Genomic DNA, 25,829 nt, shown 5'->3' on the forward strand with positions numbered 1-25,829 from the left:
GCCCGGGCCGGTACGCGTACCGGCCGGCCGCGGTCAGCCGCCTGACAGGACCTTGACCAGGTCTTCCGCCGTACGGCAGCGGTCCAGCAGCTCCTTGACGTGATTTCGCGTTCCGCGAAGCGGTTCGAGGGTTGGAACGCGCTGGAGCGAGTCCCGGCCGGGCAGGTCGAAGATGACCGAGTCCCAGGAGGCAGCGGCCACGTCGTCCGCGTACTGCTCCAGACAGCGGCCGCGGAAGTACGCGCGTGTGTCCTCCGGCGGCTTGGTACGGGCCCTGTCGACCTCGGACTCGTCCAGCAGCCGCTTCATGCGCCCGCGGGCGGCCAGACGGTTGTAGAGGCCCTTCTCGGCGCGTACGTCGGCGTACTGCAGGTCGACCAGGTGCAGCCGGGCGGCGTCCCAGTCGAGGCCGTCACGACGGCGGTAGCCCTCCATCAGCTCCCGCTTGGCGACCCAGTCCAGCTCGCCGGCGAGGCTCATCGGGTCGTTCTCCAGCCGGTTGAGCGTGTCCTCCCAGCGGGAGAGCACGTCCTTGGTCTGCTCGTCGGCGTCCGCACCGAAGCGCTCCTCCACGTACTTGCGGGACAGCTCGAAGTACTCCATCTGCAACTGGACCGCGGTCAGTGTCCGGCCGCTGCGGAGGGTGACCACACGCTTGAGGGACGGATCGTGGGAGACCTGGTGGAGCGTGCGCACGGGCTGGTCCACCGCGAGGTCGACCGCGATGAAGCCGTCCTCGATCATGGACAGGACCAGGGCGGTCGTGCCCAGCTTGAGGTAGGTGGAGATCTCGGAGAGGTTGGCGTCGCCGATGATCACGTGCAGGCGGCGGTACTTCTCCGCGTCCGCGTGGGGCTCGTCCCGGGTGTTGATGATCGGGCGCTTGAGGGTGGTCTCCAGGCCCACCTCGACCTCGAAGTAGTCCGCGCGCTGACTGAGCTGGAAGCCGTGCTCGTGCCCGTCCTGACCGATGCCGACGCGGCCCGCTCCGGCGAAGACCTGGCGGGAGACGAAGAAGGGCGTGAGGTGGCGCACGATGTCCGAGAAGGGGGTCTCCCGCTTCATCAGGTAGTTCTCGTGCGTGCCGTAGGAGGCGCCCTTGTTGTCGGTGTTGTTCTTGTAGAGGTGGATCTGCTGGGCGCCGGGCAGCTGGGCGGCCCGCTCGGCGGCCTCGGCCATGATCCGCTCGCCGGCCTTGTCCCAGAGGACGGCGTCGCGGGGATTGGTCACCTCGGGGGCGCTGTACTCGGGGTGGGCATGGTCCACGTACAGGCGCGCGCCGTTGGTGAGGATCACGTTGGCGAGGCCGATGTCCTCGTCGGTGAGCTGGCTGGCGTCGGCGGCCTCCCGGGCGAGGTCGAAGCCTCGCGCGTCCCGCAGCGGGTTCTCCTCCTCGAAGTCCCAGCGGGCCCGGCGGGCCCGGTGCATCGCCGCCGCGTAGGCGTTGACGATCTGGGACGAGGTGAGCATGGCATTGGCGTTCGGGTGGCCGGGGACGGAGATCCCGTACTCCGTCTCAATGCCCATTACTCGCCGTACGGTCATGCGGCCCTCCTTGCCCGGCGGCACCCTCGGTCGTGGGCGCCGCTCAAGTACCGCTGGAGCTCCGGTGCGTGTGCGGTGCCCGTCCCCGCACTGCGCGACTCGGCGGTAGGAAAGAGCCTAGAACGCCTTTGCGCTGGTGGGGAGATCATTTGCGTCATTGCCTGCTCCGGTCGTGGCCAGAAAAACAGTCGGCTGCGGGTACCCGCCGAGGGCACCCGCAGCCGCCCTGCCTTTACAGGTACTGACCGGTATTCGCCACCGTGTCGATCGAGCGGCCGGTGTCCGCACCCTGCTTTCCGGTGATGAGCGTACGGATGTACACGATCCGCTCGCCCTTCTTTCCGGAGATCCGGGCCCAGTCGTCCGGGTTGGTGGTGTTGGGCAGGTCCTCGTTCTCCTTGAACTCGTCCACACAGGCCTGGAGCAGGTGGGAGACGCGGAGACCCTTCTGGCTCTTCTCCAGGAAGTCCTTGATCGCCATCTTCTTGGCGCGGCCCACGATGTTCTCGATCATGGCGCCGGAATTGAAGTCCTTGAAGTAAAGGACTTCCTTGTCGCCATTGGCGTAGGTGACCTCCAGGAAGCGGTTCTCCTCGGATTCGGCGTACATGTGCTCGACCGCCGTCTGGATCATGCTCTGGACGGTCGTCTCCTTGCTGCCGCCGTGCTCGCCGAGGTCATCGGCGTGCAGCGGGAGCCGCTCGGTGAGGTACTTGCCGAAGATGTCCTTCGCCGCCTCGGCGTCCGGACGCTCGATCTTGATCTTCACGTCGAGCCGGCCGGGGCGCAGGATGGCGGGGTCGATCATGTCCTCACGGTTGGAGGCACCGATCACGACCACGTTCTCCAGGCCCTCCACGCCGTCGATCTCGGCGAGCAGCTGCGGGACGATGGTGTTCTCCACGTCCGAGCTGACACCGGAGCCACGGGTGCGGAAGAGGGACTCCATCTCGTCGAAGAAGACGATCACGGGGGTGCCCTCGCTGGCCTTCTCACGCGCACGCTGGAAGACCAGGCGGATCTGCCGCTCGGTCTCGCCGACGTACTTGTTGAGCAGCTCGGGGCCCTTGATGTTGAGGAAGAAGCTCTTGCCGGCGGCCTGGCCGGTCACCTCGGCGACCTTCTTGGCCAGCGAGTTGGCCACGGCCTTGGCGATCAGCGTCTTGCCGCAGCCGGGAGGGCCGTAGAGCAGGACGCCCTTCGGCGGCCGCAGCTCGTGCTCCTTGAACAGGTCGGGGTAGAGGTACGGCAGCTCGACCGCGTCGCGGATCGCCTCGATCTGGTTGCCCAGGCCACCGATCTGCTCGTAGCCGATGTCGGGGACCTCTTCGAGGACGAGCTCCTCGACCTCGCTCTTGGGCACGACCTCGTAGACGTAGCCGGAGCGGGGCTCGAGCAGCAGGGCGTCGCCGGGGCGGATGGTGACGTCCAGCAGCGGCTCGGCGAGCCGCACCACCCGCTCCTCGTCGGTGTGCCCCAGCACCAGCGCGCGCTCGCCGTCCTCGAGGATCTCCTTGAGGGTGACGATGTCGCCGACGCTCTCGTACTCCATGGCCTCGACCACGTTGAGCGCCTCGTTGAGCATGACCTCCTGGCCGCGCCTGAGGTCTTCGAGTTCGACACTCGGGCTGACGTTCACCCGCAGTTTGCGGCCGCCGGTGAAGATGTCGGCCGTGCCGTCCTCGTTGGCCTGCAGGAAGACACCGAAGCCGGCAGGCGGCTGGGCGAGCCGGTCGACCTCCTCCTTGAGGGCCACGATCTGGTCGCGGGCCTCGCGGAGCGTGTTGGCCAGTCGCTCGTTCTGGGCGGAGACGCCGGCCAGGTTGGTCTGCAGCTCGACGATCCGCTCTTCGAGAATCCTCGTGTGCCGCGGAGAGTCGGCGAGCTTGCGTCGCAGGACGGCGATCTCCTGCTCAAGGTAGGCGATCTGCCCGGCCGGGTCGTCGGACCCTCGTCCCGGGCGGATGCCGCGGTTCATGTCGTCGTCGTGGGCTGCCACGGTCCTCACCTCCTCCAAGGGGAGCTGGACGCTTCCAGACCCTACCTGGGTGGGTGTCGATTGAAACCCCTAGATCACAAAGACTGTCAAGGTGTGTCGTCGGTCACCCGGTGCGCTCCCTCTCGCACGGAGGGAATACCCACTCAACGTGATTCAGAAGCCGGTTGTTCCTTGTCGGGGGCGGTCAAAACCCTTCAGGACTGGCCGGAGTTGTCCCTTCCGGGCCGGTCGGCCGGTACGCGGGCAGACCTGTGGACGCTCCCGCGATCATCACGCAGAGCGACGGTGTGAACGGTCGGCGTCACCGCCGGGGTGGCCTGAAGTGCTCCCCCGGCCCGCCGGGGCTCCCTTCCCCGGTCGGGCGGTCGTACCCGAGGGGCCCCGGGAGGAAACCCCGGCCCCCGCCGGACACCGGCGGAAATCGGACGGAGGTAGGGTCGAGGTGTTCAACAGCCGCTGGAGCGGACCCGGCTGGCCTTCGCGGCTCGGCCACCGCCCGGCGAACCGAAGGCAGGAGAGATGACCGTGCAGCAGGAGGCCCCGGGCGGCGAGGCGCTGGAGGTCTGGATCGACCAGGACCTGTGTACCGGCGACGGGATCTGCGCCCAGTACGCCCCCGAGGTGTTCGAGCTGGACATCGACGGGCTGGCCTATGTGAAGGGCACGGACGACGAGCTGCTCCTGCACCAGGGGGCCACGGCCCCGGTGCCGCTGCCGCTGCTCACGGACGTCGTGGACTCGGCGAAGGAGTGTCCCGGCGAGTGCATCCACGTACGCCGGGTTTCGGACAAGGTCGAGGTGTACGGGCCCGACGCGGACTGAGCCGGGCCTCGGACAGGCTCCGGGTCAGACGCTGTGCGCCCCGGCCGGGGTGGAGCGGAGGAACGCCGTGCCGTTCCACCGCCACTTGGCCGGGGTTTTCACGTCGGGGCAGCAACTGGGCACGTCGGACGACGAATAGCCGAGCAGGGTGGCGCTGACGGCACCGGCGCGCAGCGCGAAGTCGGTGACGGTGCGGCGGTCCTTGGGGTCGACGAGTGTGGCGACCACGCGGGCCCTGCCGCCGTCCGCGCCCCGGGTGAGGACGTAGACACCGTCGGGCGGGGTGCCCATGGGGGCGTCGCAGTGCACGACCGCGACGGTTTCCGGTCTGCCGTCGCCGTCCAGGTCGCCGGCGGCCTGCTTCACCACCAACGCCTTCACCGGTCCGCAGTCGAGGGGGAAGTCCACGCCCGTCGTGCTGGGCGGCGCGACGGCGGCGGGGGCGGATCTGACCTCGGTGCCGGGGGCCGGCTGGGCGGCCGTGGCCGAACCGGGCTGCACGACGGAGGACAGGGCGATCACGCCGGCGACCGCGGTGGCCGTGGCGACCCAGTGGATCGGCCGGGCGTGCGCGTGGGCGAGCTCCGGAACGGCGGATTGCTGCACTAGGAGTGTCTCCTGTGAGGGCTGTGCCGGTGGGGGGGGTGGCCTGCATGGTGCCACACGTCACAGAGCGGGGGAACGGCGGGGTCGGTGCGGAATTTCCGCCGGCGAAGTGCACACGCACGCGCGCGGGGCCGCACCCGGCCCGGTGCCGTCCCAACGAACGGGCGCCGTGCCCGAGTTCCCCGGATCGGCCGGGAACTCGGGCACGGCGCCATGGCGTTGTGCTCGGTGGGAGCGGGTCAGCGGCCGGAGCCACCGTCGGCGTTGGGGCCGGCGTAGTCCTCGCCGTAGGCGCCCTTGGCGGGGCGGCGGCGGCGCATGGGCGGCTCGACGCCGTCCGCGAGGCGGCGGGCGGTGAGCAGGAAGCCGGTGTGGCCGATCATCCGGTGGTCCGGGCGGACGGCCAGGCCCTCGATGTGCCAGTTGCGGATCATCGTCTCCCAGGCGGTCGGCTCGTTGAAGCAGCCGATCTCCCGGATGGACTCGACGGTCCGGGCGAGCTGGGTGGTGGTGGCCACGTAGCAGCACAGGATGCCGCCCGGCACGAGCGCCTTGGAGACGGCCTCCAGGCACTCCCAGGGAGCGAGCATGTCGAGGATGACGCGGTCGACGTCGGCGTCGGACAGGTTGTCCTGCAGGTCGCCGACGGTGAGCTGCCAGGCGGGGTGCGGGCCGCCGAAGTAGCGCTCCACGTTCTGCTGAGCGATCTCGGCGAAGTCCTCGCGGCGCTCGTAGGAGTGCAGCATGCCCTGGTCGCCGATGGCGCGCAGCAGGAAGCTGCTGAGCGAGCCGGAGCCGACACCGGCCTCCACGACGCGGGCGCCGGGGAAGATGTCGGCGAAGGCGAGGATCTGCCCCGCGTCCTTCGGGTAGACGACGGCTGCCCCACGGGGCATGGACAGGACGTAGTCGGGGAGCAGGGGGCGCAGCGCGAGGTAGGCCACGTTGCCGGTGGTGCGGACAACGCTGCCCTCGGGAGCACCGATCAGTTCGTCGTGCGGGAAGGAGCCCTTGTGGGTGTGGAAGTTCTTCCCGGCTTCGAGCGTGAACGTGTAGTGGCGGCCCTTGGGGTCGGTCAGCTGAACCTGGTCCCCGACCTTGAAGGGCCCGCGCCTGCGGGCGGCACCGGTCGGTTCGGACATGTGACCAGCCTACCGGCACCTGACGGGGCCGCCGACCACTAGGACGGCCTCGCCATGGCCTTCACGAAGGCGCGTTCGACGTCCGCGGCGGACAGGACGCCGTAGATCTCGCCGCTCTCCTCGACCACCAGGTACTCGGTCGCCGGGGTGGCCCGCAGGACGTCCAGCAGTTCCTCCCCCGACAGCTCGGCGGAGACCCGCATGCCGTCGGTCAGCTCCTGGGCGAGGCCGCTGACGGCGACCCAGGGGCGGCGGTGCTCGGGTACGCCGACGATGGCGGCCTCGCGGACGAGGGAGAGGGGGTGGCCCTCGGAGTCGACGACGACCAGGGCGCGGGCACCGGCGGCGTTGGCGCGGCGCAGGGCCTCGGAGAGCGGGGTGTCGGTCTCCACGGGTACGGCCCGCCGGGTCAGGGTGCGGGCCCGCAGCTCGGGGAGGTGCTCGCGCAGCCGGGCCATGCGCAGGCTGTTGCCGGCGCCGGTCCAGATGATCCCGGCGAGGATGGCGGCGAGCAGGGCGTCGGTGACGGTGTCCATGCCGCTGATCTCCTCGCCGCCACCGCCGAGGGCGCCGGACTGGTTGAGCAGCGGGAGACCGACGAGGACCGAGATGGCGAGGGCGCGGCCGACCCAGGCGGCGGCGACGGTGCCGCTCATGGGCCTGCCGGTGATCTTCCAGACGACGGCGCGGAGCATGCGGCCGCCGTCCAGGGGCAGGCCGGGCAGCAGGTTGAAGCCGGCGACGATGAGGTTGGAGATCATCAGGCCGGCCAGCAGAACGCCCGGGACGGTGTCGGGCTGCACCGGTTTCATGGCCAGGTAGAAGATCCCGGCGAGGACGAGCGAGAGCAGCGGTCCGACGAAGGCCAGGACGAACTCCCGGCCCGGGGTCTCGGCCTCCTTCTCGATCTCGGAGACGCCGCCGAAGAACTGGAGCTGGATGCGGCGGACCGGGAGCTTGAAGCGGATCGCGGCGACCGTGTGGGCCAGCTCGTGGACCAGCACGGAGGCGTAGAAGGCGACGGCGAAGAAGAGGGACACCAGATAGCGGGCGGCGCCCAGTTCCGGCAGCACCCGGTCCAGCTGGCCGCCGAAGACCCAGGTGATCAGCGCGGCGACCAGGAACCAGCTCGGCGCGACGTAGACCGGCACGCCGAAGGGCCGGCCCATGAGCAGGCCGCCACCGGGTTCCTTGGCCGGCGGCTGGGGCGGCTCGCCCTTGGCGATGCCGGAGTGGGCGAGGGTCCGGTGCTCGCCGGACCCGGTGCGGGCGCCCGCGGCGGGCGCCTCTTCGCCGGTCCCGGTGTCATCGGTGTCACCGCTGTCACCGCCGGTCGTCGGGTGCGGGGGCTCGGTCGGGGTGTCCTCGGCGGTGCCGGGGTCCCGACCGGGGTCCCGGTCCGCCGGAGGCGTCGGGGCGTCGTGGGGCTCCGGCCCGGGGTGGTCGGTGGTTCCGGTCGTCGGGGCCGTAGGACCTGCGGGGTGCTCGGCCGGCTCGTCGTTGCCGGACCGCGGCTGCCCGCTCCCGCCGCTCACGTCCACGCTGTCCCCTCGTTCGAAGCGTCTTCCGCGCCAACCGGGCGGAAGGGTCTGGGTCGATGGTATGCGGCCGTGGTGGCACGTTCCGCCCCGGCACCCCCTGTGTTTGCCCCGCCGGCGCGCGCCCGACGCGGCCCGCGGCTGGGTCACTGTCAGTGCCGGGCCGTATGGTCTGGAGTCATGGACAGCAGCAACGAGGACGCGGGGGCCCGGCCCGGCGCGGTCGAGGACTCAGGGACAGCAGGCGTCGGCGGTGACGCCGCCGGGCCGGCGGGTGAGCGGGCCGCGATCGCGCCGACGTCGTTGTCCCCGTCGCGCGCCAGTGACTTCATGCAGTGTCCGCTGCTGTACCGGTTCCGGGTGATCGACCGGTTGCCGGAGAAGCCGAGCGAGGCGGCGACCCGGGGCACGCTGGTGCACGCCGTGCTGGAGCGGTTGTTCGACGCGCCCGCCGGGGAGCGGACCGCGCCGCAGGCCAAGGCCCTGATCCCGGGCCAGTGGGACCGGCTGCGGGAGAGCAGGCCCGAGGTCGGCGAGCTGTTCGCCGACGACCCCGAGGGCGAGCGGCTGGCCCGCTGGCTCGGCGAGGCCGAGCAGCTCGTGGAGCGCTGGTTCACGCTGGAGGACCCGTCCCGGCTGGAGCCCGCCGAGCGGGAGCTGTTCGTGGAGGCCGAGCTGGAGTCGGGGCTGCGGCTGCGCGGGATCATCGACCGGGTGGACGTGGCGCCCACGGGCGAGGTGCGGATCGTCGACTACAAGACGGGCAAGGCGCCGCGGCCGGAGTACGCCGAGGGCGCGCTGTTCCAGATGAAGTTCTACGCCCTCGTCGTATGGCGGCTGAAGCAGGTGATCCCGCGCCGGCTCCAGCTCGTCTATCTCGGCAGCGGGGACGTGCTGACGTACGACCCCGTCCTCGCCGACCTGGAGCGCGTGGAGCGCAAGCTGCTCGCCCTGTGGGAGGCCATCAGGCGGGCCACGGACACCGGGGAGTGGCGGCCCCGGCCGACCAAGCTGTGCGGCTGGTGCGACCACCAGGCGCACTGCCCGGAGTTCGGCGGCACTCCCCCGCCCTATCCGCTACCGCTGAGGGCGCCTGAGTCGCAGGCCGTGCAGCAGGGCAGAATGGGCCGGGACTAGCGAAGGAGTGTCACGTGGCCATCCGCGTCCTACTGGTCGACGACCAGCCCCTGCTGCGTACCGGTTTCCGCATGATCCTGGAGGCCGAGCAGGACATCGCGGTCGTGGGCGAGGCCGGTGACGGCCTGCAGGCTCTCGACCAGGTGCGCGCCCTGCAGCCCGATGTGGTGCTCATGGACATCCGGATGCCGCGGATGGACGGGGTGGAGGCGACGCGGCAGATCTCCGGTCCGGGCCGGGACGGCCCGGCGAAGGTGCTCGTGCTGACCACGTTCGACCTCGACGAGTACGTGGTGGAGGCGCTGCGGGCCGGGGCGAGCGGCTTCCTGCTCAAGGACGCGCCCGCCAACGAGCTGGTGCAGGCGATCCGGGTCGTGGCGGCCGGCGAGGCCATGCTGGCGCCGAGCATCACCCGCCGTCTGCTGGACAAGTACGCCACGCATCTGCCCTCCGGCGAGGAGCCCGTGCCGGACACCCTGCACACCCTCACCGACCGCGAGGTCGAGGTGCTGAAGCTGGTGGCGCGCGGGCTGTCCAACGCCGAGATCGCCGCCGACCTGTTCGTCAGCGAGACCACGGTCAAGACGCACGTCGGGCACGTCCTGACCAAGCTGGGCCTCAGGGACCGGGTGCAGGCCGCGGTGTACGCGTACGAGAGCGGCCTGGTGCGGCCCGGCGCGCAGTAGCGCGTAAAGCGGTACGAAAACGCCGAGGGCGCCCTCCCCCGCGGGGAAGGGCGCCCTTTCGCATGGCCGGGGCCGAGGCCGTCAGCCCTTGCTCAGCTCCCAGAACCGGAACACCGTCGAGGCGTCCAGGCAGTACTCCAGCCCGTAGACGCCGTCGCGGGCGAGCGCGTACTGCTTGGCCTGCCAGACCGGCAGCACGGGCAGCTCGTCGGCGACGATGTCCTGCAGCTTCCCGAAGTCCTTGTCGGTCGCGGAACGGTCGCTCTGCGCGGCCGTGCCGGGGATGAGGGAGCCGGTGATGGTGTTGTTGCTGTAGTTGTTGCCCAGCACGTTGCCCTTGCCGAAGAAGGGGGCCGTGAAGTTGTCGGCGTCCGGGTAGTCCGGCACCCAGCCCTTCACGTAGACGCCGTACTTGCCCTGGGCGATGTCCTTCTCGTACTGGTCGAAGCCGACGGACTTGACGTCGGCCTGGAAGAGTCCGCTCGCGTTGAGCTGGCCGGCGATGGCCGTCAGCTCCTCGTCGGTGGCGGGGCCGTAACGGGACGGCGTGGACCACAGGGTGAGCTTCACCTTGCCGGTGATGCCTGCGGCACGCAGCGCGGCGGCGGCCTTCTCCTTGGACGGGCGGGCGCCGTAGGTGTCGAAGAACGCCGTGTTGTGGCCCGCGATGCCCGCCGGGATGATCGAGTAGAGCGGGGTGGCGGTGCCCTGGTAGACGTTCTTGACCAGGGCGTCGCGGTCGAGGAGGTAGGCCATGGCCTTGCGGACGCCGAGCTTGCCGGCGACCGGGTCCTTCATGTTGAAGACCAGGTGCTGGACCTCGGCGCTGCTGCCCTCGACGACGTCGACGCCCTTCTTGCCGTCCTGCTGGTCGAGGTCGGCGATGTCGGTCGCGGACAGACCACGGTAGGCGATGTCGACGTCACCGTCCTCGAGGGACTTCTTCAGGTCGGCCTGGTCGCCGTGGAAGAACTTCAGGGTGATGCCGGAGTTCTTGACCTCGGCGGTGCCCTTGTAGTCGGAGTTGACGGAGAAGACCGCCTCGTCCTTGTCGAAGGAGTCCAGCTTGTAGGGGCCGGAGCCGACGGCCTTGTCGTCGGTGCGCAGGCCGTTCGCGTCGTACTGCCGGTGGTCGACGATGGAGCCGGCACCGGAGGCGATCTTGCTGGGGAAGGTGGCGTCGGGGACCTTGAGCCGGAAGACGACCGTCTTCGCGTCCGGCGCCTCGACCTTGCGGAGCATCGGGAACATGATCGCCGGGCCGGCGGAGTCGTTGATCTTCAGCATGCGGTCGAAGGAGAACTTCACGTCCTCGGAGGTGAGGTCGTCACCGTTGCTGAACTTCAGGCCGTCCTTCAGCTCGCACCTGAACACCATCGCCCGGGTGTCGGTGAAGGAGCACTGCTTCGCCGCCTCCGGCTCGGGCTCCGTGCCGCCCTTGGGGAAGCTGAGCAGCGACTGGAAGACGTTGTTGAACAACAGCCAGGAGCCGGGGTCGTAACCGGAAGCCGGGTCCGTGGCGAGGACGTCGTCGGACATCCCCATCACCACGGAGGAGCCGGTACCCCCGGATGCACCGTCTTCCGAGCCGCAGCCGGTCAGCAGGCCGGAGGCCAGCCCCGCCACGATGGGAAGAACTGGCCACTGGTTGCGCATGTTCACTGTGTGCCTTGTCGTCGGTTCGTCGATCCGGGGCCCCCGTTCCGTGCCCCGGACAAGGAGAACGTCAGCCGCTCACGCCGCGGCCGAGCTCCCACAGCTGAAGCGTCGAGGAGGAGTTCAGGGCGTAGGAGACGCCCGTGATGTCGTTCCGTGCGGCGACGTACTGCTTGCCCTGCCACAGGGGCAGCACGGGGACGTCCTCGGCGACGATGTCCTGAATCTCGGTCAGGGTCTTGGTGGCGTTGAGCCGGTCGGCCTCGCGGCGGGACTCCGGGATCAGCGAGCGCTGGACGGAGCTGTTGGAGTACGGCGAGCCCAGGAAGTTGCCCTTGTCGAGGAAGGGCGCGATGAAGTTGTCGGCGTCCGGGAAGTCGGGGAACCAGCCCATCCCGTAGACGTCGTACTGGCCCTTCTTCTCGGCGGGCCGGAAGGACGACCAGAGGTGGCCCTTGATGCTGACGTCGAACAGACCGCTGGCGTTGAGCTGCTGCTGCAGGATCTGGAACTCCTGCTTGGTGGCCGAGCCGTAGTGGTCGGTGGTGTAGTGCAGCGTCAGCTTCACCGGTGTGGTGATGCCGGCCTTGGCCAGCAGGTCCTTCGCCTTGCCGACGTTGGGGTCGCCGTACTTGTTGAAGAACGAGTTGGAGTGGCCGGTGAGGGTCGCCGGGACCAGCGAGTACAGCGGCTCGGCCTGGGTGCCGTAGACCTTGGAGACGAGTTCGCCGCGGTTGACGACCTGGGCCATGGCCTGGCGGACGGCCTTGCTCTTCACCGTCGGCGCATTGGTGTTGAAGGCCAGGTAGCGGATCTCCAGACCCGGCATGTCGACCAGGTCGACGTTCGCGTCGGAGCCGCTGTCCAGCTTGTCGATCTGCGCCGGGGACATGGCGCGCGTCATGACGTCGATGTCGCCCTTGTCGATCGCCTCGCCCATGGCGTCAGCGTCGTGGTAGGTGCGCAGCACGACCTCGCTGTTGTTCACCTGCACGCTGCCCTTGTAGGACGGGTTCTTGGTGAACGTGGCACTGACGATCGCGTTGTTCTCGACGTCGGCCTTGAAGGTGTACGGGCCGGAGCCGTCGACCTCGAAGCCGTCGCGCAGCTTGCGCCGGTCGTAGTCCTTGGGGTCGATGATGCCCGCGACCGGGGTGGACAGCTTGTACGGGAACGTGGCGTCGGCCGTCTTGAGGTGGAAGATGACCTCGCGGTCGCCCTGGGTCTCGATCGTGTCGATCGTGTTCAGCAGGGTGGCGACACCGCTGTCGGCGTTGATGTGCAGGGCACGCTCGATGGAGTACTTGACGGCCTCGGCGGTGACCTTGTCGCCGTTGGCGAAGGTCAGGCCGTCCCGCAGCTTGCAGGCGTAGCGCTCGTTGCCGCTGTCGGTGAAGGCGCAGCTCTCGGCCGCCTCGGGCACCGGCACGCCCTCGCCCTTGGGCTGGGTCATCAGGGTCTGCACGGTCTGGCGCAGGATGTTCCAGGTGCCGACGTCGTAGGCGTAGGCGGGGTCGAGGGGCGCGGGGATGTCGTTCGTGACGGTGAACCGGTCCGTGGTGCCCACGACGATGGCGTTCCCGCTCTTGCTCCCGCTGCCGGATCCGCCGCACGCGGCGAGAACCGGCGTAAGCAGGCCGACGACTGCCGGCAGCACCAAAGTCTTGCGGTTCATGCGGGACTTTCTCCAGGACTGTTCGAATCCGTGTACCCGGCATGCAAGGGTGGCTGCGGCGGATCACGGGGGTTGCGGCGATGTTCTCGCGACGAGATTAGACCGCGCTCGCAGGGGGGTTCACAGCCGCGCGAGTTGAGACCCCATCACGCAGTGAAACCGGGCGTGGACACACCGAAAACCCGACAGCGGCAGGTTTGGTGCAGCATCCCATCAATCGGGACACAAGGACACGTCAGTCGACCCCGAACCGGGGTGATCGGCACACCAGGGCAACGTTGTCGACCCCGTCACACGTGGGGAACGTCACACTTCCAACTGGGTTGGCGGTTACCGGAATTAGGCCGGGCGGCCCGCTTCGAATTCCACCCCGGTGTACTTCCCCGGAATTTTGTCCATCGCGTCCAATGGACTTTGCACGCTGGGTGAACGGCTAGCGCATTTCCGTCATCAGGCCGCGCAGAAATGCCAGGTCGACCTCTTCCAGCGAGCTCACGACCGTGCGCCCGTCGATCGGCGCAATGGGCGCCACCGAGGGTACGGCGACCACCCGGCAGCCCGCGGCCTCGGCGGACTCGACGCCGGTCGCGGTGTCCTCGATCACCGCGCACCGGGCCGGATCGGCACCGAGCCCGGCGGCGGCGAGCAGATACGGGTCCGGGTACGGCTTGGTGCGCGACACCTCGTCGCCGGCCACGGTCAGGGCGAAGTGCTGGGGGCCGAGGGTGGCCAGCACACGGTCGATGATGCGCCGGTGGGAGGCGGAGACCAGGGCGGTCGGGATCTCGTGCTCGTACAGCTCGGCGAGCAGCCGCTCGGCGCCGGGCATCAGCGGCAGGGCGCGGCCGATGCGGTCCTCGAACCCGTCGTTGAGCAGCGTGGTGAGCTCGGCGAGGGTGATGCCGGCGCCGGTGGCCTCGATCAGGAACCCGGCGCTGCGGGTCATGGGGCCGCCGACCACGACGTGGCGCCAGGTCTCGTCCAGGGTGTGCCCCAGGGCTGCGAAGACCTCGACCTCCACGTCCCACCAGAAGCCCTCGGTGTCCACCAGGGTGCCGTCCATGTCGAGGAGCACGGCCTGCAGGGCTGAGCCTTCGGCCGTACGGGTTCCGAGCGCGGGGACCGTACTGGTCATCCTGGCGCACCTCCTTGAGGGACGACCAGGCCGGCTCCCGGACAGGGAACCGGCCTGCGGTGGACCGACAAGTGTACGACTTATCCGATCAATGCGCTGTGCGACGCGCCTCACCGGGCGTTGAAGTACTTCGCCTCCGGGTGGTGGATCACGATCGCGTCGGTGGACTGCTCGGGGTGGAGCTGGAACTCCTCGGACAGGTGGACGCCGATCCGCTCGGGCTGGAGCAGTTCGGCGATCTTGGCCCGGTCCTCCAGGTCGGGGCAGGCGCCGTAGCCGAGGGAGAAGCGGGCGCCCCGGTACTTCAGGGCGAACATGTCCTCGATGTCGGCCGGGTCCTCGCCGGCGAAGCCGAGTTCGGAGCGGACACGGGCGTGCCAGTACTCGGCCAGCGCCTCCGCCAACTGCACGGACAGGCCGTGCAGTTCGAGGTAGTCGCGGTAGGAGTTCGACTCGAAGAGCTTGGCCGTCTCCTCGCCGATGCGGGAGCCGACGGTGACCACCTGGAGCCCGACGACGTCCGTCTCCCCCGACTCCTCCGGGCGGAAGAAGTCGGCGAGGCACAGCCGGCGACCGCGGCGCTGGCGCGGGAAGGTGAACCGGGTGCGCTCGTTGCCCCGCTCGTCCAGGATGATCAGGTCGTCGTCCTTGGAGACGCACGGGAAGTAGCCGTAGACCACGGCCGCCTCCAGCAGGTTCTCCGTCTGGAGCCGGTCCAGCAGGCCGCGCAGGCGGGGGCGGCCCTCGGTCTCCGCCAGCTCCTCGTACGTCGGACCGTCCCCGGTGCGGGCCTGCTTCAGCCCCCACTGACCCTTGAACAGCGCGCCCTCGTCCAGCCAGCTCGCGTACTCCTTGAGCTGGATGCCCTTGATCACGCGGGTGTCCCAGAACGGCGGGGCCGGCACCGGGTTGTCGGTGGCCACGTCGGAGCGGACGTGCCCCTCCTCGGGCCGCTCCTCGACCTGGACGGCGGCCGTCGCGCGGACCCGGCGCTGCCTCAGCTCGGGCAGCTGCGCGCCGGGCACACCCCGCTTGACGCCGATCAGGGCGTCCATCAGGTGCAGGCCCTCGAAGGCGTCGCGGGCATAGCGGACCTCGCCCTCGTAGATCTCGTGCAGGTCCTGCTCGACGTAGGCGCGGGTGAGGGCGGCGCCGCCGAGGATGACCGGGAAGCGGGCGGCGAGGCCGCGCTGGTTCAGCTCCTCCAGGTTCTCCTTCATGATCACCGTGGACTTCACCAGGAGGCCGGACATGCCGATGACGTCGGCCCGGTGCTCCTCGGCGGCTTCCAGGATCGCGGAGACCGGCTGCTTGATGCCCAGGTTGACGACGTTGTAGCCGTTGTTGGAGAGGATGATGTCGACGAGGTTTTTGCCGATGTCGTGCACGTCGCCGCGGACGGTGGCAAGGACGATGGTGCCCTTGCCCTCGGCGTCCGACTTCTCCATGTGCGGTTCGAGGTGGGCGACGGCCGTCTTCATGACCTCGGCGGACTGGAGGACGAACGGCAGCTGCATCTGGCCGGAGCCGAAGAGCTCGCCGACGACCTTCATGCCGTCCAGGAGGGTGTCGTTGACGATGTCCAGGGCGGGCCGGTCCTGGAGGGCCTCGTCCAGGTCCGCCTCCAGGCCGTTGCGCTCGCCGTCGATGATGCGGCGCTTGAGACGCTCCTCCAGCGGGAGGGCGGCCAGCTCCTCGGCCTTGCCGGCCTTCAGGGACTTGGCGGTGGCTCCCTCGAACAGGGCCATGAGCTTCTGCAGCGGGTCGTAGCCCTCGCTGCGGCGGTCGTAGATGAGGTCGAGGGCGGTGTTGACCTGCTCCTCGTCGAAGCGGGCGATCGGCAGGATCTTGGAGGCGTGCACGATCGCCGAGTCGAGGCCCGCCTTGACGCACTCGTCCAGGAAGACGGAGTTCAGCAGGATGCGGGCGGCCGGGTTGAGACCGAAGGAGATGTTCGACAGGCCCAGCGTGGTCTGCACCGCCGGGCGGCGCTTCTTCAGCTCGCGGATCGCCTCGATGGTGGCGATGCCGTCCTTGCGGGACTCCTCCTGACCGGTGCAGATGGTGAAGGTCAGGGTGTCGACGAGGATGTCCTCCTCGCGGATGCCCCAGTTCCCGCTGAGGTCGTCGATCAGCCGTTCGGCGATCTCGACCTTCTTCTCGGGGGTACGGGCCTGGCCCACCTCGTCGATGGTCAGCGCGATCAGGGCGGCGCCGTGCTCCTGGGCCAGCCGGGTGACCTTGGCGAAGCGGGAGTCGGGGCCGTCGCCGTCCTCGTAGTTGACCGAGTTGATCACCGCGCGGCCGCCGAGCTTCTCCAGGCCCGCCTGGATGACGTCGACCTCGGTGGAGTCGAGGACGATCGGCAGGGTGGACGCGGTGGCGAAGCGGCCGGCCAGCTCCTCCATGTCGGCGACGCCGTCGCGGCCGACGTAGTCCACGCACAGGTCGAGCATGTGCGCGCCCTCGCGGATCTGCTCGCGCGCCATCTCCACGCAGTCGTCCCAGCGGGCTTCCAGCATGGCCTCGCGGAACTTCTTGGAGCCGTTGGCGTTGGTGCGCTCGCCGATGGCCAGGTAGGAGGTGTCCTGGCGGAACGGCACGGTCTGGTAGAGGGAGGCGGCTCCGGGCTCGGGGCGCGGCTGCCGCTCGGGCGGGGTGAGGCCCCGGACGCGCTCGACGACCTGGCGCAGGTGCTCCGGGGTGGTGCCGCAGCAGCCGCCGACCAGCGAGAGGCCGTACTCGCGAACGAAGGTCTCCTGGGCGTCGGCCAGCTCCGGCGCGGTCAGCGGGTAGTGGGCGCCGTCCTTGCCGAGGACCGGCAGGCCCGCGTTGGGCATGCAGGACAGCGGGATACGGGCGGTGCGGGCGAGGTAGCGCAGGTGCTCGCTCATCTCGGCCGGGCCGGTGGCGCAGTTCAGGCCGATCATGTCGATGCCGAGCGGCTCCAGCGCGGTGAGGGCGGCGCCGATCTCGGAGCCGAGCAGCATGGTGCCGGTGGTCTCGACGGTCACCGACACGATCACCGGCGCGTCCAGGCCGAGGGCGTCCAGGCCCCGGCGTGCGCCGAGGACGGCGGCCTTGGTCTGCAGCAGGTCCTGGGTGGTCTCCACGAGCAGCGCGTCGGCGCCGCCCGCGACCAGGCCCTCGGCATTGCGCTGGTAGGCGTCGCGCAGGGTGGTGTAGGGGGCGTGGCCGAGGGTGGGCAGCTTGGTGCCGGGGCCGATGGAGCCGAGCACCCAGCGGGGCTTGCCGTCCTTGGCGGTGAACTCGTCGGCGACCTCGCGGGCCACGCGGGCGCCGGCCTCGGACAGCTCGTGGACGCGGTCGGGGATGTCGTACTCGCCGAGCGCGGAGTGGTTGGCGCCGAAGGTGTTGGTCTCGACGCAGTCGACGCCCACGGCGAAGTACGCCTCGTGGACGGAGCGGACGATGTCGGGGCGGGTGACGTTGAGAATCTCGTTGCAGCCCTCGAGGTCCTGGAAGTCCTCGAGGGTCGGTTCCTGGGCCTGGAGCATCGTGCCCATCGCTCCGTCGGCGACCACCACACGGGTGGCGAGTGCCTCTCGGAGCGCGGACGCACGGGTCCGGCTGTCGGCGGAAGGGGTCGTTGGCAACGAGGCCATGAAGGGGCTCCCTGGAGTGCGACGGCTGTCGGCTATGCGGCTTCCCCGGACGCTGCCGGGCAAGGGCACGGCGTCAGAGTAACCGGCAGTGGGCTTGGATGGGCAGCGGCGTCCACGAGGCGGACTCAAGTGGTGGACCCTGTATGACCGCGGCGCCACATGCAGGCCACAAGAGATGTAACAGGTATCGGTCGACCATTAGCGGGAGGCCGTCATGGACCGGTAGTGTTCGACATTGCCGAACGGCGTCTTGGATGCTGTTCGGCAATGGTCGATGGGGACGGAGGGCAGGACGGCGATGGCACGGAACATCCAGTCGCTCGAACGGGCGGCCGCGATGCTGCGGCTGCTCGCGGGCGGCGAGCGACGGCTCGGCCTGTCGGACATCGCCTCGTCGCTGGGCCTCGCCAAGGGCACCGCCCACGGCATCCTGCGCACCCTCCAGCAGGAGGGCTTCGTCGAACAGGACGACGCCTCCGGGCGCTATCAACTGGGCGCCGAGCTGCTGCGCCTGGGCACCACCTATCTCGATGTGCACGAACTGCGGGCGCGGGCCCTGGTATGGACCGACGACCTGGCCCGGGCCAGCGGGGAGAGCGTGTACCTGGGCGTCCTGCACCAGCAGGGCGTACTGATCGTGCACCACGTCTTCCGGCCCGACGACAGCCGGCAGGTGCTGGAGATAGGGGCCATGCAGCCGCTTCACTCCACGGCACTGGGCAAGGTGCTGTCCGCCTACGACCCGGTGGCGCACAGCGAGGCCCTGGAGGCCGACCGCAAACCCTTCACCGACCGCACGGTGTGCGAGCAGGCGGACTTCGAGCACATCCTCGACATCACCCGCGCGCGTGGGTACGCGGCGGACGTGGAGGAGACCTGGGAGGGCGTGGCCTCGGTGGCCGCACCCATCCACGACCGGCGCCGGATGCCCGTGGGCGCCGTCGGCATCACGGGCGCCGTGGAACGGCTCGGCCGGGACGGCGAAGTGCGCCCCGAACTGATCGCGGCGGTGCGGGACTGCGCCCGCGCGGTCTCCCGCGACCTGGGCGCGGGACGGTTCTGAGCAGCCGGGCGATGCGCCGCTGACCAGCGGATGACCCACCGGGGGACGACCGGGACGCGAGGCGGCGTTCCGGTTCTCGCCATACCCTGAAGTGGACATATAGGGCGAGATGGTACGTCAGCGCACGAAGAGCGATAACCGGCAGCGATCAATAACGATCCTGTTTTCGATAACAGAACCCTTGACGCATGCGTAACGCCGAAGCAAGACTCCCGTCCATCGGTCGGCATTGTCGAACACCTACCGGCAATACGCGCTAGAGTGTGACAACGCCAAGGGCCGAATTCGCTCTCACCCCCGAGGGCGCCAGAACCCCCGGCGGGACCCGGGGTTCGGCTTCCCTGGACGAAGGACAAAGGAGTCGCGGGTGTCCAGCTCCGACATCTTCATCGGCGAGACCATCGGTACCGCCATACTCATCCTGCTCGGTGGCGGCGTGTGCGCCGCTGTCACTCTGAAGGCCTCCAAGGCCCGTAACGCCGGTTGGCTCGCCATCACCTTCGGGTGGGGTTTCGCCGTACTGACGGCCGTTTACACCTCGGCGCCGCTCTCCGGCGCCCACCTGAATCCGGCCGTGACGCTCGCGCTCGCGATCAAGGACAAGGACTTCAGCAACCTGCCCGTCTACTGGGGCGGTCAGCTGCTCGGCGCCATGATCGGTGCCACCCTGGTGTGGATCGCCTACTACGGCCAGTTCCACGCGCACCTCACCGACAAGGAGATCGTCGGCGGTCCGGGTGCGCAGGCCACGGAGACCAAGGCCGTCGAGGCGCAGGAGACGGGCGCCGGCCCGGTCCTGGGCGTCTTCTCCACCGGTCCCGAGATCCGGAACGTGGTGCAGAACCTCCTCACCGAGATCATCGGCACCGTGGTGCTGGTGCTCGCCGTCCTCACACAGGGCCTGAACGACAAGGGCAACGGCCTCGGCACCCTGGGTGCCCTGATCACCGCCTTCGTGGTCGTCGGCATCGGCCTCTCGCTCGGCGGTCCGACCGGTTACGCGATCAACCCGGCGCGTGACCTCGGCCCGCGCATCGTGCACGCCCTCCTGCCCCTGCCCAACAAGGGGGGCTCCGACTGGAGCTACGCCTGGATCCCGGTGGTCGGTCCGCTGATCGGCGCCGCCATCGCTGCAGGCATCTACAACGTCGCCTTTGCCTAAGAAGAACCGAGAACAACCGAGTCTTCCAGCACGCGCCGTACGTACAGCCCCATCACCACGGATCTTTCAGGAGCACACAGTGACCGACGCCCACACCGCAGGCCCGTTCATCGCGGCCATCGACCAGGGCACGACTTCCTCGCGCTGCATCGTCTTCGACAAGGACGGTCGTATCGTCTCCGTCGACCAGAAGGAGCACGAGCAGATCTTCCCGAAGCCGGGCTGGGTCGAGCACAACGCCAACGAGATCTGGACCAACGTCCAGGAGGTCGTCGCCGGAGCCATCCAGAAGGCCGGCATCACCCGCGACGACATCAAGGCCATCGGCATCACCAACCAGCGCGAGACCACCGTGCTGTGGGACAAGAACACCGGTGAGCCCGTCCACAACGCCCTCGTCTGGCAGGACACCCGCACCGACTCCCTCTGCCGGGAGCTCGGCCGCAACGTCGGCCAGGACCGCTTCCGCCGCGAGACCGGCCTCCCGCTCGCGTCGTACTTCTCCGGCCCCAAGGCCCGCTGGCTGCTCGACAACGTCGACGGCCTGCGGGAGCGCGCCGAGGCGGGCGACATCCTCTTCGGCACCATGGACACCTGGGTCATCTGGAACCTGACCGGCGGTGTCAACGGCGGCAAGCACGTCACCGACGTGACCAACGCCTCCCGCACCCTGCTCATGAACCTGCACACCATGCAGTGGGACGACAAGATCGCCGAGTCGATCGGCGTGCCGCTGCAGATCATGCCGGAGATCCGCTCCTCCGCGGAGGTCTACGGCGAGGTCACCGGCGGCAAGCTCGGCGACCTGCTCGGCGGCATCCCGGTCGCGTCCGCGCTCGGCGACCAGCAGGCGGCCCTGTTCGGCCAGACCTGCTTCTCCGAGGGCGAGACCAAGTCCACCTACGGCACCGGCACCTTCATGGTGATGAACACCGGTGACAAGATCATCAACTCCTACGCGGGCCTGCTGACCACGGTCGGCTACAAGATCGGCGAGCAGCCGACCGTGTACGCCCTCGAGGGTTCGATCGCCGTCACCGGCTCCCTGGTGCAGTGGATGCGCGACCAGATGGGCCTGATCTCCACCGCTGCCGAGATCGAGACGCTCGCGCTCTCGGTCGAGGACAACGGCGGCGCCTACTTCGTGCCGGCCTTCTCGGGCCTGTTCGCCCCGCACTGGCGCTCCGACGCCCGCGGTGTGATCGCCGGCCTGACCCGGTACGTCACCAAGGCGCACCTCGCCCGTGCGGTCCTGGAGGCGACCGCCTGGCAGACCCGGGAGATCGCCGACGCGATGGTCAAGGACTCCGGCGACGAGCTGGTGGCCCTGAAGGTCGACGGCGGCATGACCTCCAACAACCTGCTGATGCAGACGCTCTCGGACGTCCTGGACGCACCGGTGGTGCGCCCGATGGTCGCCGAGACCACCTGCCTCGGCGCCGCCTACGCCGCCGGTCTGGCCGTCGGCTTCTGGTCCAGCACCGATGAACTGCGCGCCAACTGGCGCCGGGCCGCCGAGTGGACCCCCCAGATGGACGCGGACATCCGCGACCGTGAGTACAAGAACTGGCTCAAGGCCGTCGACCGGACCATGGGCTGGATCGAGGACGAGGACTGAGCGGCCCGGACCGCCCAGCCAACTCTGACTAGGAGTAAGAACCCGAAATGACCAGTCAGCCCACCCTGCAGTCCGTGCCTGCCCTGGGGACGCACCCCGCCTCCGGCTCCAACCCGAGCCGGGCCGAGACCAGGGAGCAGCTCTCCAAGGCGTCGTACGACCTTCTTGTGATCGGCGGCGGCATCCTGGGCATCTCCACCGCCTGGCACGCCGCGCAGTCCGGACTCAGGGTGGCGCTGGTCGACGCCGGTGACTTCGCCGGCGCCACCTCCTCCGCCTCCTCCAAGCTGCTCCACGGCGGTCTGCGCTACCTGCAGACCGGCGCGGTGAAGCTGGTGGCGGAGAACCACTTCGAGCGCCGTGCGGTCTCCCGCCAGGTGGCCCCCCACCTGGCGAACCCGCTCACCTTCTACCTCCCCGTGTACAAGGGGGGTCCGCACGGCGCGGCGAAGCTCGGCGCGGGCGTCTTCGCCTACTCCGCGCTCTCCGCGTTCGGCGACGGCGTCGGCCACCTGCTCTCCCCCGCCAAGGCGGCGCAGGACGTGCCCGAGCTGCGCACCGAGAACCTCAAGGCCGTGGCCGTGTACGGCGACGACCAGATGAACGACGCGCGCATGGCGCTGATGACGGTCCGCGCGGCCGTCGAGGCGGGCGCGGTCGTCCTCAACCACGCCGAGGTCACCGGCCTGCGCTTCACCAAGGGCCGGGTCACCGGCGCCGACCTCCGGGACCGCATATCCGGCGAGGAGTTCGGGGCCAACGCCCGCCTGGTGCTGAACGCGACCGGCCCCTGGGTCGACCACCTGCGCCGGATGGAGGACCCCGACGCGGCCCCGTCCATCCGCCTGTCCAAGGGCGCGCACCTGGTCCTGAAGCGCACCTCCCCCTGGAAGGCCGCGCTCGCGACCCCCATCGACAAGTACCGCATCACCTTCGCCCTCCCCTGGGAGGACATGCTGCTGCTCGGCACCACCGACGAGGAGTACGAGGGCGACCCGGCGGACGTCTCGGTCAACGAGAAGGACATCGCCCAGATCCTGGACGAGGCCGCGTTCTCCGTCCGGGACCAGCAGCTGCAGCGCGACCTGATCACCTACGCCTTCGCCGGTCTGCGCGTGCTGCCGGGCGGCCCCGGTGACACGGCCAAGGCCAAGCGCGAGACCGTCGTCACCGAGGGCAAGGCCGGCATGCTGTCGGTCGCCGGCGGCAAGTGGACGACCTTCCGGCACATCGGCCGTACGGTGATGCAGAAGCTGGAGGAGCTGCCGGGCCACCCGCTCGGCGACGACTTCGAGCCCATCGCCTCGCTGCCGAAGAAGCTCCCGCTGCCCGGTGTCGCCAACCCGCGCGCCGTCGCCCACCGCCTGCTGGTGGACCACCCGGCGCCCGGCCCGCGCATGGCCGCCGACACCGCCAAGCACCTGGCCACCCACTACGGCTCGCTGGCCTTCGACATCGCCCGGATGGCGAACGAGAGCCCGGAGCTGGCCGAGCGCGTCCACCCGGACGCCCCGGAGATCTGGGCGCAGGTCGTGTGGGCCCGCGACCACGAGTGGGCCGAGACGGCGGACGACGTGCTGCGCCGCCGCACCACGCTGACCATCCGTGGCCTGGCCACGGACGAGGTCCGCGACAAGGTCCAGGGCCTGCTCGACAAGAAGTAGGCCCCGGCCGGCCCCTCCCCCTGACCGGGGCCGGAACGGATGAGGGACGGCTCCTCCCGCACGAGGAGCCGGTGTGACGAGAGGGGCGGCTCCGCGCCGACGGAGCCGCCCCTCTCGTGTGCGCGCGTCGCGCCCCGGAGCTGTGAAGCCGCGCTCCTGTGGCGGTACTTCTGTGGCGGTAAAGGCGGGCTATAGCCACCGCCTCCATGGTCATGAACCGCGATCCGACGGACGGATCGCGGTTCTTCATGGAGGTGTGGGATGCACCGCAGACTCGCCACCGGCCTCGCCGCCTCGGCCCTGGCTCTCATCACCGTCACGGCCACCGCCACCGCGGCCACCGCGGCTCCGGCCGACAAGCCGCAGGTGCTCGCCGACTTCACCCAGACCACCGCGTCCAGCTACAACGTCTGGGCCGCGGCGCGCGCCAACCAGTCGGCCTGGTCCGCCTACGGGTTCGACTGGTCGACCGACTACTGCTCCTCCTCGCCGGACAACCCGTTCGGCTTCCCCTTCGCCATGTCCTGTGCCCGCCACGACTTCGGCTACCGCAACTACAAGGCGGCCGGCACCTTCAGCGCCAACAAGGCCCGCCTGGACAGCGCCCTGTACGAGGACCTCAAGCGCGTGTGCGCCAACTACGGCGGTGCGACGAAGACCGCCTGCACCAGCACGGCGTGGACGTACTACCAGGCCGTGAAGGCCTTCGGCTGACGGGCCCCGCCGGCCTTCTCACCAGTGCCCCCATAATGTGCTGAGACATCCGATGTCTGAGCCACTGGGAGGCCGGTCATGGCAGTCACCGACGAGGCGATCGAGAAGATCAAGGACATGATCGTCTCCGGTGCCCTGCGCCCCGGTGACCGGCTGCCCAAGGAAAGCGAACTCGCCGCCGACCTCGGCCTGTCCCGCAACTCGCTGCGGGAGGCCGTACGGGCCCTGTCGCTGATCCGGATCCTGGACGTGCGACAGGGCGACGGCACCTACGTCACCAGCCTCGATCCGCAGTTGCTGCTGGAGGCGATGAGCTTCGTCGTGGACTTCCACCGTGACGACACGGTGCTGGAGTTCCTGGCCGTGCGCCGGATCCTGGAGCCGGCCGCGACCGCGATGGCGGCCTCCCGGATCGGCGAGCAGCAACTGGACGTCCTGTCGGCCCAGTTGGACGCGCTCGGCGCCGAGCCCTCGGTGGAGGAGCTGGTCGCCTGCGACCTGGAGTTCCACCGCGGCATCGTGCAGGGCGCGGGCAACTCCGTGCTGTGCTCGCTGCTTGACGGCCTCTCGGGGCCCACCACCCGGGCCCGGATCTGGCGGGGACTCACCCAGGAGGACGCGGTCGCCCGCACCCTGCGCGAACACCGGGCGATCCTCGCCGCACTGCGCGACCGGGACGCGGAGGCGGCCCGCTCCTGGGCCACCGTGCACATCGCGAGTGTGGAGCAGTGGTTGCGCAGCACTCTGTGAAATTCCTGAGCGGAGCGGGCCGGGTGCCCCGTCGGCAGGTGGGGTGTTCCGATGTGACGAACGGGGCAGTGATCCGTGCATCCCCCCGGCCCGGGGGGCTGCGGACGCCCCCGCCGGACGCCGTAAGGTTGGGACGTCAGGCGAGGGCACGTCGGAAGGAGGCACTGGGTGATCGAGCTGGAGGGGGTTCCCGAGCTGATCGACCCAGTCATGGTGGCCGCGTTCGAGGGCTGGAACGATGCCGGCGACGCCGCCTCCACGGCGGTCGCGCATCTGGAACGCGAGTGGAAGGGCGAGGTGTTCGCGGCGCTCGACGCCGAGGACTACTACGACTTCCAGGTGAACCGCCCCACGGTGTTCATGGACGGCGGAGTGCGCAAGATCACGTGGCCGACGACAAGACTGTCGGTGGTCCGGGTCGGCGGCGAGAGACCGCGGGACCTGGTACTGGTACGCGGCATCGAACCGTCCATGCGCTGGCGCTCGTTCTGCAACGAGCTGCTCGGCTTCGCGCACGAGCTGGGCGTGGAGCTGGTGGTCGTGCTGGGCGCCCTGCTCGGTGACACCCCGCACACGCGTCCGGTCCCGGTCAGCGGCGTCACGTCCGACCCGGACCTGGCCCGCCGCATGGACCTGGAGGAGACCAAGTACGAGGGCCCGACGGGCATCGTCGGCGTCCTGCAGGAGGCGTGCACGCACGCGGGCGTCCCGGCGGTGTCGCTGTGGGCGGCCGTACCGCACTACGTCTCGCAGCCGCCCAACCCGAAGGCCACGCTGGCGCTGCTGAACCGGCTGGAGGACCTGCTCGACCTGCGCATCCCGCAGGGCGAGCTGCCCGAGGACGCGCGCGCCTGGCAGGTGGGCGTGGATCAGCTGGCGGCCGAGGACAGCGAGGTCGCCGAGTACGTCCAGACGCTGGAGGAGGCCCGGGACACCGCCGAGTTGCCCGAGGCCTCCGGTGAGGCGATCGCCCGCGAGTTCGAGCGGTATCTGCGGCGCCGGGACGTCGGCCCGCCGGGCGGGCACGCGACGGCGGACGGCGGGGACGCCTCGTACCTGCGGGACAGCCCCGGCGGCAAGGCCCGGCCACCGAGGCCGCCGAGGCCGGGAGCCCCCGGGACCACGGAAGGCTCCTCGGAAGGTTCCGCCGACGGCACGGCGGACGGTCCCTCGGAGGGCTCCGCCGAGGGTCCGGCCAAGGGTTCGCCCGAGGGCGGCGACGAGGACACGTCGGAGGACTGAGCCGACGGATCGGGACAACGTAAAGAGGGGCGGTTCCCTTGCCGGGAAC

19 protein-coding genes are annotated in these 25,829 nt (G+C 69.8%); 10 read left to right on the plus strand and 9 right to left on the minus strand.

Annotated elements, in window-relative coordinates:
• Positions 1 to 33 precede the first annotated feature (33 nt).
• Both dop and arc read right to left on the minus strand, forming a co-directional pair.
• The gene (dop, locus tag AC07DS_RS10625) at positions 34 to 1,545 is read right to left on the minus strand and encodes a depupylase/deamidase Dop (protein ID WP_479144076.1); all 1,512 of its coding nucleotides are present in this window, start codon (positions 1,543 to 1,545) and stop codon (positions 34 to 36) included.
• Between the two features lie 232 nt (positions 1,546 to 1,777).
• The gene (gene arc, locus AC07DS_RS10630) at positions 1,778 to 3,544 is read right to left on the minus strand and encodes a proteasome ATPase (protein WP_479144077.1); all 1,767 of its coding nucleotides are present in this window, start codon (positions 3,542 to 3,544) and stop codon (positions 1,778 to 1,780) included.
• A gap of 519 nt (positions 3,545 to 4,063) precedes the next feature.
• Between arc and AC07DS_RS10635 the strand changes: the two genes are divergently transcribed.
• Entirely contained in the window at positions 4,064 to 4,366 is a 303-nt protein-coding gene (locus AC07DS_RS10635) for a ferredoxin (protein ID WP_479144078.1), read from the plus strand.
• A gap of 24 nt (positions 4,367 to 4,390) precedes the next feature.
• On the opposite strand, the gene AC07DS_RS10640 is transcribed toward AC07DS_RS10635, so the two are convergent.
• The 3 genes from AC07DS_RS10640 to AC07DS_RS10650 form a co-directional block, all read right to left on the minus strand.
• The gene (locus AC07DS_RS10640; protein ID WP_479144079.1) at positions 4,391 to 4,972 is read right to left on the minus strand and encodes a hypothetical protein; all 582 of its coding nucleotides are present in this window, start codon (positions 4,970 to 4,972) and stop codon (positions 4,391 to 4,393) included.
• A 239-nt stretch (positions 4,973 to 5,211) separates the two neighbouring features.
• Entirely contained in the window at positions 5,212 to 6,114 is a 903-nt protein-coding gene (locus AC07DS_RS10645; RefSeq protein WP_393476160.1) for a tRNA (adenine-N1)-methyltransferase, read from the minus strand.
• A 38-nt stretch (positions 6,115 to 6,152) separates the two neighbouring features.
• Complete coding sequence (locus AC07DS_RS10650; protein WP_479144080.1) at positions 6,153 to 7,655, minus strand: site-2 protease family protein; 1,503 nt, start codon at positions 7,653 to 7,655, stop codon at positions 6,153 to 6,155.
• Positions 7,656 to 7,832: 177 nt separating this feature from the next.
• On the opposite strand from AC07DS_RS10650, the gene AC07DS_RS10655 reads away from it, so the two are divergent.
• On the plus strand, positions 7,833 to 8,789 hold the full coding sequence (locus AC07DS_RS10655) for a RecB family exonuclease (protein ID WP_479144081.1): 957 nt from the start codon (positions 7,833 to 7,835) through the stop codon (positions 8,787 to 8,789).
• 14 nt (positions 8,790 to 8,803) lie between these two features.
• Positions 8,804 to 9,475 (plus strand): response regulator, encoded by a 672-nt coding sequence (locus AC07DS_RS10660; protein WP_094216819.1) that lies wholly within the window; start codon positions 8,804 to 8,806, stop codon positions 9,473 to 9,475.
• Positions 9,476 to 9,556: 81 nt separating this feature from the next.
• Here the strand turns inward: AC07DS_RS10660 and AC07DS_RS10665 are convergent, their stop codons facing one another.
• From AC07DS_RS10665 to metH, 4 genes are all read right to left on the minus strand, one after another.
• Positions 9,557 to 11,137 (minus strand): ABC transporter substrate-binding protein, encoded by a 1,581-nt coding sequence (locus AC07DS_RS10665; protein ID WP_479144082.1) that lies wholly within the window; start codon positions 11,135 to 11,137, stop codon positions 9,557 to 9,559.
• Positions 11,138 to 11,201: 64 nt separating this feature from the next.
• On the minus strand, positions 11,202 to 12,806 hold the full coding sequence (locus tag AC07DS_RS10670; protein ID WP_479144083.1) for an ABC transporter substrate-binding protein: 1,605 nt from the start codon (positions 12,804 to 12,806) through the stop codon (positions 11,202 to 11,204).
• Positions 12,807 to 13,239: 433 nt separating this feature from the next.
• A complete protein-coding gene (locus tag AC07DS_RS10675) occupies positions 13,240 to 13,941 on the minus strand; it encodes an HAD family hydrolase (protein ID WP_479144084.1) in 702 nt (233 codons plus the stop codon).
• Between the two features lie 110 nt (positions 13,942 to 14,051).
• Positions 14,052 to 17,567: a methionine synthase gene (gene metH, locus AC07DS_RS10680; RefSeq protein WP_479144085.1), complete on the minus strand. Its 3,516-nt coding sequence runs from the start codon at positions 17,565 to 17,567 to the stop codon at positions 14,052 to 14,054.
• A gap of 298 nt (positions 17,568 to 17,865) precedes the next feature.
• On the opposite strand from metH, the gene AC07DS_RS10685 reads away from it, so the two are divergent.
• From AC07DS_RS10685 to AC07DS_RS10715, 7 genes are all read left to right on the plus strand, one after another.
• Positions 17,866 to 18,630, plus strand: coding sequence for an IclR family transcriptional regulator (locus AC07DS_RS10685; protein WP_479144086.1), 765 nt, complete (start codon positions 17,866 to 17,868; stop codon positions 18,628 to 18,630).
• Positions 18,631 to 18,997: 367 nt separating this feature from the next.
• Positions 18,998 to 19,792: an MIP/aquaporin family protein gene (locus tag AC07DS_RS10690; protein WP_479144087.1), complete on the plus strand. Its 795-nt coding sequence runs from the start codon at positions 18,998 to 19,000 to the stop codon at positions 19,790 to 19,792.
• A 79-nt stretch (positions 19,793 to 19,871) separates the two neighbouring features.
• Positions 19,872 to 21,410 (plus strand): glycerol kinase GlpK, encoded by a 1,539-nt coding sequence (glpK, locus tag AC07DS_RS10695; protein WP_479144088.1) that lies wholly within the window; start codon positions 19,872 to 19,874, stop codon positions 21,408 to 21,410.
• Between the two features lie 47 nt (positions 21,411 to 21,457).
• Complete coding sequence (locus AC07DS_RS10700; RefSeq protein ID WP_479144089.1) at positions 21,458 to 23,074, plus strand: glycerol-3-phosphate dehydrogenase/oxidase; 1,617 nt, start codon at positions 21,458 to 21,460, stop codon at positions 23,072 to 23,074.
• Positions 23,075 to 23,335: 261 nt separating this feature from the next.
• Complete coding sequence (locus AC07DS_RS10705; protein WP_479144090.1) at positions 23,336 to 23,788, plus strand: phospholipase; 453 nt, start codon at positions 23,336 to 23,338, stop codon at positions 23,786 to 23,788.
• A 78-nt stretch (positions 23,789 to 23,866) separates the two neighbouring features.
• Entirely contained in the window at positions 23,867 to 24,538 is a 672-nt protein-coding gene (locus AC07DS_RS10710; RefSeq protein ID WP_479144091.1) for a FadR/GntR family transcriptional regulator, read from the plus strand.
• A gap of 168 nt (positions 24,539 to 24,706) precedes the next feature.
• On the plus strand, positions 24,707 to 25,780 hold the full coding sequence (locus AC07DS_RS10715; protein WP_479144092.1) for a PAC2 family protein: 1,074 nt from the start codon (positions 24,707 to 24,709) through the stop codon (positions 25,778 to 25,780).
• Positions 25,781 to 25,829: the final 49 nt, after the last annotated feature.

The organism is Streptomyces sp. NPDC044064 (genome assembly GCF_056434245.1).

Bases quoted from the DNA above. Each gene is read 5' to 3' on its own strand.
- AC07DS_RS10645 (WP_393476160.1), bottom strand. From the start codon at position 6,114: ATGTCCGAACCGACCGGTGCCGCCCGCAGGCGCGGGCCCTTCAAGGTC.
- AC07DS_RS10710 (WP_479144091.1), top strand. From the start codon at position 23,867: ATGGCAGTCACCGACGAGGCGATCGAGAAGATCAAGGACATGATCGTC.
- AC07DS_RS10705 (WP_479144090.1), top strand. From the start codon at position 23,336: ATGCACCGCAGACTCGCCACCGGCCTCGCCGCCTCGGCCCTGGCTCTC.
- AC07DS_RS10700 (WP_479144089.1), top strand. From the start codon at position 21,458: ATGACCAGTCAGCCCACCCTGCAGTCCGTGCCTGCCCTGGGGACGCAC.
- dop (WP_479144076.1), bottom strand. From the start codon at position 1,545: ATGACCGTACGGCGAGTAATGGGCATTGAGACGGAGTACGGGATCTCC.
- AC07DS_RS10675 (WP_479144084.1), bottom strand. From the start codon at position 13,941: ATGACCAGTACGGTCCCCGCGCTCGGAACCCGTACGGCCGAAGGCTCA.
- AC07DS_RS10655 (WP_479144081.1), top strand. From the start codon at position 7,833: ATGGACAGCAGCAACGAGGACGCGGGGGCCCGGCCCGGCGCGGTCGAG.
- AC07DS_RS10670 (WP_479144083.1), bottom strand. From the start codon at position 12,806: ATGAACCGCAAGACTTTGGTGCTGCCGGCAGTCGTCGGCCTGCTTACG.
- AC07DS_RS10685 (WP_479144086.1), top strand. From the start codon at position 17,866: ATGGCACGGAACATCCAGTCGCTCGAACGGGCGGCCGCGATGCTGCGG.
- metH (WP_479144085.1), bottom strand. From the start codon at position 17,567: ATGGCCTCGTTGCCAACGACCCCTTCCGCCGACAGCCGGACCCGTGCG.
- AC07DS_RS10635 (WP_479144078.1), top strand. From the start codon at position 4,064: ATGACCGTGCAGCAGGAGGCCCCGGGCGGCGAGGCGCTGGAGGTCTGG.